General features: G+C 36.9%; 11 protein-coding genes. 6 read left to right on the top strand and 5 right to left on the bottom strand.

The features are described from left to right. The 6 genes from tpiA to ASU31_RS26380 all read left to right on the top strand — a co-directional run. On the top strand, positions 1–584 hold a 584-nt coding region (tpiA, locus tag ASU31_RS26405), incomplete at its 5' end, for a triose-phosphate isomerase (protein WP_057935231.1). Next, positions 585–1,427 carry a 50S ribosomal protein L11 methyltransferase gene (prmA, locus tag ASU31_RS26400; protein ID WP_057935230.1) on the top strand — a complete coding sequence of 281 codons (843 nt, stop codon included), beginning with the start codon at positions 585–587 and terminating at the stop codon, positions 1,425–1,427. Between the two features lie 117 nt (positions 1,428–1,544). After that, complete coding sequence (locus ASU31_RS26395) at positions 1,545–2,897, top strand: UDP-N-acetylmuramate--L-alanine ligase (RefSeq protein ID WP_057935229.1); 1,353 nt, start codon at positions 1,545–1,547, stop codon at positions 2,895–2,897. A gap of 109 nt (positions 2,898–3,006) precedes the next feature. Continuing rightward, a complete protein-coding gene (locus ASU31_RS26390; protein ID WP_057935228.1) occupies positions 3,007–3,327 on the top strand; it encodes a helix-turn-helix domain-containing protein in 321 nt (106 codons plus the stop codon). A 119-nt stretch (positions 3,328–3,446) separates the two neighbouring features. After that, positions 3,447–3,926, top strand: coding sequence for an Lrp/AsnC family transcriptional regulator (locus ASU31_RS26385; protein WP_057935227.1), 480 nt, complete (start codon positions 3,447–3,449; stop codon positions 3,924–3,926). A 4-nt stretch (positions 3,927–3,930) separates the two neighbouring features. After that, positions 3,931–4,860, top strand: coding sequence for an EamA family transporter (locus ASU31_RS26380; protein WP_057935226.1), 930 nt, complete (start codon positions 3,931–3,933; stop codon positions 4,858–4,860). 131 nt (positions 4,861–4,991) lie between these two features. On the opposite strand, the gene ASU31_RS26375 is transcribed toward ASU31_RS26380, so the two are convergent. The 5 genes from ASU31_RS26375 to ASU31_RS26355 form a co-directional block, all read right to left on the bottom strand. Continuing rightward, complete coding sequence (locus ASU31_RS26375) at positions 4,992–6,110, bottom strand: hypothetical protein (RefSeq protein WP_057935225.1); 1,119 nt, start codon at positions 6,108–6,110, stop codon at positions 4,992–4,994. Positions 6,111–6,183: 73 nt separating this feature from the next. Beyond that, positions 6,184–6,375 (bottom strand): hypothetical protein, encoded by a 192-nt coding sequence (locus ASU31_RS26370; protein WP_057935224.1) that lies wholly within the window; start codon positions 6,373–6,375, stop codon positions 6,184–6,186. A gap of 87 nt (positions 6,376–6,462) precedes the next feature. Continuing rightward, positions 6,463–7,029 carry an SMC-Scp complex subunit ScpB gene (gene scpB / locus ASU31_RS26365; protein ID WP_057935223.1) on the bottom strand — a complete coding sequence of 189 codons (567 nt, stop codon included), beginning with the start codon at positions 7,027–7,029 and terminating at the stop codon, positions 6,463–6,465. Between the two features lie 251 nt (positions 7,030–7,280). Then, the gene (locus ASU31_RS26360) at positions 7,281–10,286 is read right to left on the bottom strand and encodes a ligand-binding sensor domain-containing protein (RefSeq protein WP_083505554.1); all 3,006 of its coding nucleotides are present in this window, start codon (positions 10,284–10,286) and stop codon (positions 7,281–7,283) included. Next, complete coding sequence (locus tag ASU31_RS26355) at positions 10,276–11,061, bottom strand: LytR/AlgR family response regulator transcription factor (protein ID WP_057935222.1); 786 nt, start codon at positions 11,059–11,061, stop codon at positions 10,276–10,278. The genes ASU31_RS26360 and ASU31_RS26355 overlap by 11 nt, the downstream gene beginning before the upstream one ends. Positions 11,062–11,199 lie beyond the last annotated feature (138 nt).

Raw genomic sequence — 11,199 nt, 5'->3', positions numbered from 1 at the left:
TTAAAATTGGCGCTCAAAATATCAGCGATAAAGAAAGTGGTGCATATACAGGCGAAACTTCAGCTAAAATGGTGAAATCTGTTGGTGCAGAATACGTTATTTTAGGTCACTCTGAACGCAGACAATATTTCGCTGAAAGCGATGCTTTATTGGCTGAAAAAACTAAAGTTGCCTTGGCGAATGGCTTAACACCAATTTTCTGTATTGGCGAAACTTTAGACGAGCGTAACAACGGTAGTTATTATGAAGTATTAAAAAAACAGTTGGTAGAAGGTATTTTTAGTTTAACTGAAGAAGACTTCAAAAAATTGGTTATTGCTTACGAGCCAGTTTGGGCTATTGGTACAGGTTTAACCGCTTCTCCAGAGCAAGCACAAGATATTCATGCTTTTATCCGCAGTGAAATTCAAGCTAACTATGGTTTTAACGTGGCTGATGATACAACTATTTTATACGGTGGTAGCTGTAACCCGAGTAACGCTGCAAGCTTATTTTCTCAGAACGATATTGATGGTGGCCTAATTGGTGGTGCATCATTAAAATCACGCGATTTTACAGATATTATTAAAGCATTAAATAGCTAAATGCAATACACAAAAGCAATATTTACATTCAAAAGTATCGAAGATTATCAACAGGATCTGCTCATCAGCGATCTTGCCGATCTAGGCTTCGATACTTTTGAAGATAGTGAGGGTGGTTTTACGGCTTTCGTAATCAAAGACAACTTTAACGAGCAGGAATTAAAAGATCTCCTGGAAAATTATAGCGAAGAATTTGCAACAGCATATACTTTAGAAGATGTTGCCGACGAAAACTGGAATGCCGAATGGGAGAAAAACTTTAGTCCGCTGATTATTGATGATGTATGTTATGTAAGGGCAACCTTTCATGAGCCTCAGCCATCGTATCCCTACGAGATCGTAATCGATCCTAAAATGGCTTTTGGTACTGGTCATCATCAAACCACCACAATGGTAATGCAGTATATTTTAGCTGCCGATTTAAAGGATAAAATTATCCTTGATATGGGCTGTGGTACTGGGATTTTGGCTATTCTGGCTGCAAAACTGGGTGCTAAAAGCTTAATGGCCATCGATTATGATGATATCTGTTACGAAAGTACCATAGAAAATGCTACACTTAACCAGGTAGATAATCTAAAGGCACTTTGCGGTAGTAAAGAGGTTATCCCTAACGACGAATATGATGTTATTTTTGCCAATATCAATAGAAATATACTTCTGGATCAGATTCACCGTTACGCCGAGGTATTGAAAGCCGGAGGCAAAATTTTCTTCAGTGGATTTTATTTAGATCCTGATTTAGGAATGATTACCGCTGAATGTGCTAAATATAGCATCAAATACGTCGATCATAAACAAAATGGCGATTGGGTTGCGGCTCAATTTGAAAAGAAGGTTTAAGGTGAAAGGTTTAGGGTTTAAGGCTTAAACGCCATACGCCAAACGCTGTCAAAGGCGTAAGAAGTAGGGAGTTTTCTCACATCTCAAATCTCATGTCTCATATCTAAAATAATAAATATGCGCATACATTTTATTGCGATTGGTGGAAGTGCAATGCACAATCTGGCCATCGCCTTACATAAAAAAGGGTATCAAATTTCGGGGTCTGATGATGTGATTTTCGAGCCTGCAAAATCCCGTTTAGATAAATACGGACTATTGCCGTTTGAAATGGGCTGGGATGAAAACCGCATTTCAAACGATCTGGATGCGGTTATTTTAGGTATGCATGCCCGTATCGATAATCCAGAGTTATTGAAAGCACAAGAATTAGGCGTTAAAATATATTCTTATCCTGAATATATTTACGAGCAAAGCAAAAATAAATTACGTGTGGTAATCGGTGGCAGTCATGGTAAAACAACCATTACCAGTATGATTCTGCATGTGCTTAATTACTATAAACGCGATTTCGATTATTTGGTTGGTGCACAGCTAGCTGGCTTCGAAACGATGGTAAAGGTTACCGAAGAAGCACCCGTAATGATTATAGAAGGAGATGAATATTTATCTTCACCAATTGATAGAAGACCTAAATTTCATCTTTACAAGGCAAATGTGGCGGTAATTAGTGGTATTGCATGGGATCACATCAATGTTTTTCCAACCTATGCCGATTATACTTCGCAGTTTGATAAATTTATCGATACGATTGAGGAAAACGGAACTTTAATTTATTGTGAAGCAGATGCCGATTTAAATGAAATTGTAACGCAATCGAAGGCCAATGTTACAAAAATTGCTTATGCTATTCCAGCACATGAAATTAGAAACGGAATAACCTACCTGCTTCCGGAAGAAACGGCTTTAAAGATTTTTGGTGATCACAATCTCATGAACCTGAATGCAGCTAAATTAGTGTGCAAACAATTGGAAATCAGTGAAGCCGAGTTTGATGTAGCCATTTCTTCATTTACTGGTGCAGCTAAACGTTTAGAGGTCATCTCAGCTGATGAATCTACAAACGTTTATAAAGATTTTGCCCATTCACCATCAAAATTAAAAGCTACTATTGATGCTGTTAAAGGACAGTTTGCCAACCGAAAACTGGTTGCTTGTATTGAATTGCATACTTTTAGCAGTTTGAACAAGGATTTCCTGAAAGAATATACAGGTGCGATGGATAAAGCCGATGAGGCAATTGTATTTATCGATATTAAATCTTTCGAACAAAAGCGGATGGAGCCTTTTTCTGAAGATGATGTTCAGCAGGCTTTTGCTAATCCAAAACTGAAGTTTTTTAATGATGCAGCAAAATTAAAAGTGTACTTGTTAAGCTTGAACTATAAAAACACTAATCTACTCATGATGAGCTCCGGTAATTACGCAGGTTTCGATTTACCTGAACTGGCGGCTGCTTTAGAGAAATAGATCTTAGATATGAGATGTGAGATGTGAGATAGATTTGTCTCAAATCTAATGTCTCACTTCTCAAATCTTTTTTAATATCTCAAATCTAGTATCTCATATCTAAAAAATTATGAAAAGCATCGGAGATCACATTAAACAAAGTAGGTTGGCCCTAGGTTTAAGTCAGGCGGATGCCGCTAAAAAACTTAATATTTCTACTCCGGCTTTCTGCAAAATTGAGACGGGCCAAACCGATCTCAATATCTCCCGTTTACTCCAGATTTCCAAAACATTTAAGGTTCCGGTAATGCAGCTGATCGCCGGACAATCAGCAACACCAGACTCCTCAGAAGAACTCGTTGCACTTAAAAAAGAACTGATTGAAAAAGAAGAGGAGCTTAATAAGCTCCGTAAAAAAGTGATCGATCTGTATGATAAACTAGGAATATAAAATGCGGTTTATTTATTGTTTTACCGATTAATTATCATTTTAAAATTTTAATAAAGAATTAAATTCATTTTTTATTAAAATATTTTGAATTTTATTCTGAAAATTTATAATTTTATAGAATGGTAATTGAAAACAATTTTAGTTTGGATCATATCGATCTGGCTATACTCAGACTTATGCAGGATAATGCGCGGATCTCGAATGTAGATTTAGCGAAAGCATTGGACCTGGTTCCTTCGGCTGTGTTGGAGCGGGTAAAGAAATTGGAGAAGAAGAATGTAATTACCCAATATAATGCCCGGATAAATCCTGTTGCGCTCGATTTAAAATTACTGGCCTTTATTTCAATGAAATCATCTCAAAGTTTAGGCTGCAGTGATACCGCAAACGAACTGGCAAAAATACCCGATGTGCAAGAAGTACACGTCATTGCAGGAGATGATTGCTTTCTGATTAAGGTGAGGACAGCAGATTCTGCCTCATTAATGGCTTTACTGCGGGATGAATTTAGTAAGATTCCGAATATTTTATCGGTTAAAACCACGATTGTGCTGGAGACCGTGAAAGAGCAGCAAAAATTAGTAATCCCTGAAAAATAAGCATATGGCAAATTTAAATAAAACAGCATCGCCGATAATGGTTTACCTGGCTTTTGCTATCGTATACATCGTTTGGGGTTCTACCTACTTTTTTATCCAGAAAGCATTGGCTGGTTTCCCGCCTTTTATTTTAGGCGCTTTCCGTTTTTCTATTGCGGGCGTGCTGATGCTAACCTGGTGCAAGATTAAGGGAGAAGATATTTTTAACCTAAAAACCATCAAAATTGCTGCTGTAAGCGGTATTTTAATGTTGGGTTTGGGGAACGGAATCGTAATTTGGGTAGAGCAGTTTATTCCAAGTGGCTTAGTGGCTATTATGGTTGCTTCGGCAGCGATCTGGTTTGTGATTCTGGATAAATCGCATTGGAAAGAAAATCTTAGTAATAAATATATTATATCGGGTTTGGTAATCGGCTTTTTGGGCGTAGTGCTCTTATTCGGCGACCAGATTGTACAGGCGCTTGATAAACCACAAAGTAATCTGCAGATTATAGGTATGGTATTACTCGTTTTCGGGCCAATAGCCTGGGCTGGAGGATCGCTTTATTCGAAATATCATCCCACTACCGGCAGTTCGGTTTCTGTTAACACAGGCTGGCAGATGTTAATGGCGAGTATAGCTTTTTTACCTGGAGGATTTTTAAAATCTGAGTTTAAATTACTCGATTGGGGAAACATACCGCTTGATGCCTGGTTATCTATCGTTTACCTTATTCTGTTTGGTTCAATTGCAGCGTTTAGTGCTTATGTGTGGTTGCTTAAAGTGCGCCCGGCTACCCAGGTAAGTACTTATGCTTATGTAAACCCGGTAGTAGCTGTTTTGTTAAGTTTAACTTTTACCAATGAAGTGATTGGCCTTACCCAGATTATTGGTTTGGTGATTATTTTGGGAAGCGTACTCTTGATAAATCTGCCGAAATATAAGGCCGCGTAGCTTCTAATAGTAAAATTGTTATTTTGACTTTAGTGCAACGGAATAGAGAAATCTTTATTATTTATAGATTTCTCCATTTCGCTACCGATGAAAATCGGTAAGCTACAGTCGAAATGACGACACTACACCAGTTAAAATACTTTACGCATTGTTAGGTGCTTTTTACCAAAGGTAGCACCTGTGGCTTTATGGATAGCAATCATCTGTTCGTTAAAATCGCCTACCCAACTCAATTCAAGCTCTTTGTACTGGTTTTTAGGAAGTACGTATTCGCCTAAGCGGATAAAAAGAACCGATTCCAGGCCATGTTTTTGGAACTTAGGTTTGGTACCCATTACAATCGCCCGCATGCGGGTAACGCCCACCCAGCGACGGTAGGCGAACTTTAATTTTTCAATCAAGCCCAATTTACCATCAAAGCCTTTAATCATCTGGTTAGCATCGGGAATCAATACTACAAAAGATGCTGGTTCGCCATTAAAGTAGGCAAACTGGATCAAATGTTCATCCATGATGGGCTCCATACTTTTAAAGCTTTCTTCGAGCGTTTCTTTTTTAATAGGTACAAAGTTTTCGAAATCCTGCCAGCCATCATTGTAGATTTCCATTAAATCATTAATGTATTTGCTCGAATTGGCCTTGCTGAAATATTCGAAAGTATAACCAGGTTTATTTCTTACCCAGTTGGCAATTTTTGTAAAACGTTCTGGGAAGGGAATAGTTAGGTTAATATGGTTGGTTAATTGTTCGTATTCGGTAATGAAGCCATATTTCTCGAAAAATTTCTGATAGTATGGAAAGTTATAGTTCATGCCGAAAGAAGGAGGGGTAAAGCCCTCAACCAATAGGCCCCAGAAGCTATCGTTTTCACCAAAATTAATCGGGCCATCCATTGCCCTCATTCCATTTTCGGCTAACCAGGTTTTTGCTGTATCGAATAAAAGAAAGGCAGCTTTTTCATCATCAATACATTCAAAAAATCCCATACCACCAGTTGGTTGGTCGTAGTGGTAGGCTTTTTTCTCATTAATAAAAGCTGCTACACGGCCAATCAGTTTTCCTGCATCATCTTTTAGAACCCAGCGTGTGCATTTTCCATGTGCAAAAAAGGTGTTTTTTTCTGGGTTAAAAACATTCTCAACCTCACTATCCAACGGACAGATCCAGTTTTTGTCGTTTTTATATAGGATTTTGGGTGTGTTTAGGAAGTCTTTTTTTAGTGATGAATTGCTTACTGGTATAACTTGCATGGGCAGATTTTAAAATTAAAAAGCATCCTACCAAGCGGGCGGATGCTTTTTCAAATATATGCTTTTTTAAATATTAATAGTCGTCGTCGTCATCGTCGAAATTATCGAAGTTGTCAAGATCATCTAATGGCATATCAAAATCATCATCGTCATCATCTTGAGGCTTCTTTTTCGTTGTTTGAATATCGTCATCTTCAAGATCATCATCTTCGTCTACCTGTTTCTTGGTAGTCGGCTTAGTTGGGAGTTTCTTTGGCGCTTTCATAACACAAAAATAAAAATTGCTTTTATAGTTTAAAAATACAAAAAAACTTTTTTTAATAACAATCTGGAAGCAAAGAAATTAATTTATTTATTCCACATTTTCTCCAACGGTATTTTCCTCTTTTACGAAGTCTTTTAACTGAGGAAGCTGATTTAGGTTATTTAAACCAAAATAATCCATAAATAATGTGCTTGTGCTGTACAGGATAGGCCGGCCGGGCGTTTCTGCTTTTCCATCGATACTAATTAGTTCTTTTTCCAGCAGGCGTTGCACTGAATAATCTGAATTTACACCTCTGATCTGTTCGATTTCCAATTTGGTTATTGGTTGGCGGTAGGCAATAATGGCAAGCGTTTCCATCGCGGCCTGACTTAATTTTTTCTTCGATCGGTGTAACTGAAGTTGGTTAACCGTTTCATGGTAATCTTTTTTGGTGAGGAACTGGTAACCATTGTTTAAGAATACCAATTCGATGGCAAAATCATCATGGTTATATTTTTCCTTAATCTGCTCTATGCTTTCGAACACCTGTGTTTCGGTAAATTCTTCGTTGAAAACGGCATTTAGGGCAAGTATAATTTCTTGTGTACCTATGCTTTGGCTGGAAGAAAATACGAGGGCTTCGATGTGCCTGGTGATGTTGTGATTGAGCATATACAAAAATAGAATTTTTGGGCATAAAAAAAGCGGTCTCGCTTTTAAAAACAAGACCGCTTTCAACACACAAATGAAACCTGAATTAAGATATAGTTTTAGGTTAGGTTATTAAATATCTATATCAATTCTATAAGAACGTCTTTGATAAACACTATCGTTTATTTCTAACACAAGTTTAAGGCTAAACAGGGTTCGATCAAGATTCTATTTAGTGAGTGGTATTAATAATTGAGTAAACGGTAAATTTTCTATTTTAACGGTATAGAAATGGATACTGTTGTGCCATTTGTGGTATTCTGACTTACGTTTAAGTGTATAGGTTTTGCTCCAATCTGACCTAAAAGGTGCAATCTTTCTTTGGTTAACTGCATTCCTTTACTAATGTGTGTTTCCTTTTTATCCTTTAAAGAGTTGTCAATTCCAATCCCATCATCAATAATTTCTATGTTAAGATAGAATTCATCTTTCAGTTTAATGTTGATCAGGATTTCACCACCTGTTTCTTTTGGCATAATGCCATGCCATATTGCATTTTCTACGTAAGGTTGCAACAACATAGATGGGATAAAAGTTTCTTCTTTATCAATTTCTTCATCAATATTAAAAATGTATTTTAATTTATCGCCGAAACGGTTCTTCTCTAGTTTTAAATAAAGATTTAAGTATTCTAGTTCTTCCTCTAAAGAGATATAGCTTTTGGTACAGATCTCCAGGTTCTTTCTGATCAATCTGGCAAAGCCCGTTAAAACCTTATTTGCCGAAGCCGTATTTTGCGTATTGATATAATGCTGGATCGAATTCATCACGTTAAAAACAAAATGTGGATTCATCATCGCCTGTAAGGCTTGTTGCTCAAGCATCAGAACCTTGTTTTTTAACAACAATTGCTCTTGCTCCTTATCTTTTTGCTTCCGTGTAATATAAACAGCCACTTTATAAAAAATATAGGCCACCAGCAATATCAAAATAGATAAGAACCATAAGCTTTGCCAAAAATGCTTTTTAATGGTAAAAGCTATTTTTGCCGATTCGCCCCAATTACCATTTTGGCTTTTGGCACTTACTTCAAATATGTAATCGCCCGATTGTAGTGAGGAAAAATCTAACCGTCTTGTGCGGGTTTCTACCCAAGCTGAATTTTCATTTAAACGGTAACGATAAGTGATGTCGCTCGTGGTAAAATCGACGGCACTAAAGGTAAATAGAATGGTATTGTTACCAGTTTCGAAAGTAAAATTACCTTGATCAACCGGCAAACGCTCATTATCTTTAATAATAGAAGTAACGTAAACCTTGGGAAGATTCTTAACTATGTTTTTATTGTTGTATTTAAATAGGATCAGGCCTTTGTTTGTTGCAAAATAGGCTGTGCTATCATCAATAAACAAGCTGTTGATGTCATCACTTAAAAGATCCTTACCATAGTCGAAATTGGTCACAGTGAATTGATTAGGATAATCGGCTATTTTGTTTACACCTTTGTTTGTTAATACCCATATTTCGTTGTTTTTTACAAATATTTTGGTGCAGATATTATTGGTTAGGCCATCTTTTTGGGTAATCTGTCGGGTAATCTGCCTGTTCCTGTAGAAAATTAAACCGTAACCATCTGTTGCCAAAATCAAAGTGCCGTCTGCAAGCTGCTGAATATCGTTTATCCTTTTGGTAAGCAGGGGATGATTTTCGTAATGTTTAATTAATTTCCCTTTAGAAAATTGAGACAGACCGTTAATATTCGAAAACCACAAATTCCCTTCGCGGTCGTAAAAAACGTGATAAGATCTGTCTTTAAAAAAATCTTCTTTTTCGCGGTATTTAGCAGCGTTAAATTCGAATTTATTCCTTCTGTCCGATAAGAAAACAACACCCGATGAAAGGGCTAGAGCCAGGTGGTCGTTATTCCTGCCAATGCTAAAATGTTTGATTACAAACATGGAATTATTCGATTCCTTTAAATATTTTACCTCATTCCTGCTGTTATAGATGTTTTTGAAAACACCCATTCCATAATCGGATGCAAAATATATAGATTGATCTTTTGGGTCGAAAGTAACCTGTTTAATGGTTTTATATTTCTTGAAATCGTCTAAACCAATTTCATCAACCTGATAATTGTTAATGGTTAACACATCGATTACGGCATCATCAGTGCCCAGCCACAGGCGGTTTTTTCCATCTTTCGTAATGCTTTTAATTACGTTGCTGCTCAGTCCTGATTCGGCATCAATGATGGATAAACGGTTATTTGCATTAGGAAGCATGTAGATACCCTGATTGGTGGCAAACCACATGTTTTGGTTGTTGTCTTTAATTACTTGATTAACAGGTGTGTCCTGTAGATACTGGACTGTTTTTCCGCTTTTATCAAGGACAAAGGCTCCATTGGCATTTGACAACCAAACCTCTTTGGTAGTAACATCGTAATAAAAATAACCCGACATGTTCTTGATCAGATTCTGAGGAATCGATATGAGATCGTTGATACTTCCATGTCTATATTGTTTTAAGCCACCAGCATCTAGATAAAATAAAGATCTATGCGTAGAATTGACAGCAGTCATGTAGGATAGGGGCTGCACTTTTGATTTGACCATTGAAAAAGTTTTTCCGTCAAACCTTTGAACGCTTAAGTCGCTGTAGGCAAATATATCCCCATGCTCATCTTCGTGGATAAAGGCATTGATAAATTTATCATTTGGATTAGGCGAAATGTACTTTTTGATCGTTTTTCCGTCCCAGCAAACAATCAGGTTAGCATTGGTTCCGAGCCAAATCCGGCCAAGTTTATCTACTAAAAAGGAAACAATTACCGTATTAAAGTTTAGCTTTTTAAGCAGTTCGTCATTATCCTGGTTGTAAAACTTTCCTTCCTTTAAGTAGCTGAGCTGACCGTTTAATGCAAAAAACCACAAGCGGCCCTCTTTGTCTTCTTTCATCTGAAGGATCTGGGTATCTGGCAGTCCGTCTTCGATCGTAAAATTCTGGAAATTTGTACCATCAAAACGGCTCAATCCATTATCCGTTGCAATCCAGATAAAGCCTTTTTTATCCTGTAAAATGTAATAACAGTTGTTGCTGGCCAATCCATTTTTAGTATTATAATGGGGGAGGTAAGTGGTTTGAGCAAGCAAGGTTTTTGGAGTGCCAAATATAATAAGCCCGAATAAAAAAGCAACAAAAGAGCGGCCGAAGTTTAACTTCAGAATTGCTTTTTCAGCAGATAATAGCACTTTTTTGCGTAGTTTAATGATCACTGTTCGCCTTTGTAAATGATTTTATTTTTTCAAAAAAATCGCTTGCTCTTCTTCGCGAAATATTAATACTTTCTCCATTTTTCAGGAAAACCTGAAGTCCGTTTTTAGAATTATACTCTTTTAAATGGTTAAGGTTGATGATGCTCGACTTATGGATCCGTACAAATTGGTCGCCCGGTAGAAGCTCTTCAAATTCCCGTAAAACTTTCGAAACCGTTATTTTATCATGGTTATTTAAGTGTACAATAGAGTAATTGCTATCGGCTTCGATATAAATGATATCATCGATATCAATCATTTTAAAACCTTGGCCATAGGGAAGGGTAAGCTTCCTGATTTCGGATCTTGAGCTTAAACTGGAAGCCAGATTATTGATTCTTTCATCATTCTCATTCTGACCTTTAAAGCGCTTAATGTGCTGAAAAACCTTATCTACAGCTATTTTAAGTTCATCAATATCAATTGGTTTTAATAAATAATCAAGTGCGTTAGCCTTAATCGCTTTCAACGCGTATTGATCGTAAGCGGTAGTAAATATAACCGCTGCATTATGTTTTTGAGCATCAGGAATCAATTCGAAACCATTTCCTCCTGGCATTGCTATATCCAGAAAGATTAAATCAATAGGATGGTGTGCCAGAATATCTTTCGCCTCCGCTACAGATCTTGCAATACCGGTAATTTCTACCGGTGGACAGTTCTGTTGCAGTAAAAAAAACAATGATGACCGGGCAAACTCCTCATCATCAACAATAATGGCTTTTAATGTTGTCATAACTATAGGTTGGTGAATGTATTAAAATGCGCTTATAAAAAAAAATGCAAATCAAAAAAACCAGTGTTCTGATTGTCACGTATGTATCATCAAACGAATTCAAAACCACTAAACATAGATTACTATGAAACACAATGA

It is taken from the genome of Pedobacter ginsenosidimutans (assembly GCF_001442625.1).
Taxonomy (GTDB): Bacteria; Bacteroidota; Bacteroidia; order Sphingobacteriales; family Sphingobacteriaceae; genus Pedobacter; species Pedobacter ginsenosidimutans.
This window is presented reverse-complemented; position numbering and strand designations above follow the sequence as displayed.

Bases quoted from the DNA above. Each gene is read 5' to 3' on its own strand.
- ASU31_RS26370 (WP_057935224.1), bottom strand. From the start codon at position 6,375: ATGAAAGCGCCAAAGAAACTCCCAACTAAGCCGACTACCAAGAAACAG.
- ASU31_RS26390 (WP_057935228.1), top strand. From the start codon at position 3,007: ATGAAAAGCATCGGAGATCACATTAAACAAAGTAGGTTGGCCCTAGGT.
- ASU31_RS26375 (WP_057935225.1), bottom strand. From the start codon at position 6,110: ATGCAAGTTATACCAGTAAGCAATTCATCACTAAAAAAAGACTTCCTA.
- ASU31_RS26355 (WP_057935222.1), bottom strand. From the start codon at position 11,061: ATGACAACATTAAAAGCCATTATTGTTGATGATGAGGAGTTTGCCCGG.
- scpB (WP_057935223.1), bottom strand. From the start codon at position 7,029: ATGCTCAATCACAACATCACCAGGCACATCGAAGCCCTCGTATTTTCT.
- prmA (WP_057935230.1), top strand. From the start codon at position 585: ATGCAATACACAAAAGCAATATTTACATTCAAAAGTATCGAAGATTAT.
- ASU31_RS26380 (WP_057935226.1), top strand. From the start codon at position 3,931: ATGGCAAATTTAAATAAAACAGCATCGCCGATAATGGTTTACCTGGCT.
- ASU31_RS26395 (WP_057935229.1), top strand. From the start codon at position 1,545: ATGCGCATACATTTTATTGCGATTGGTGGAAGTGCAATGCACAATCTG.
- ASU31_RS26385 (WP_057935227.1), top strand. From the start codon at position 3,447: ATGGTAATTGAAAACAATTTTAGTTTGGATCATATCGATCTGGCTATA.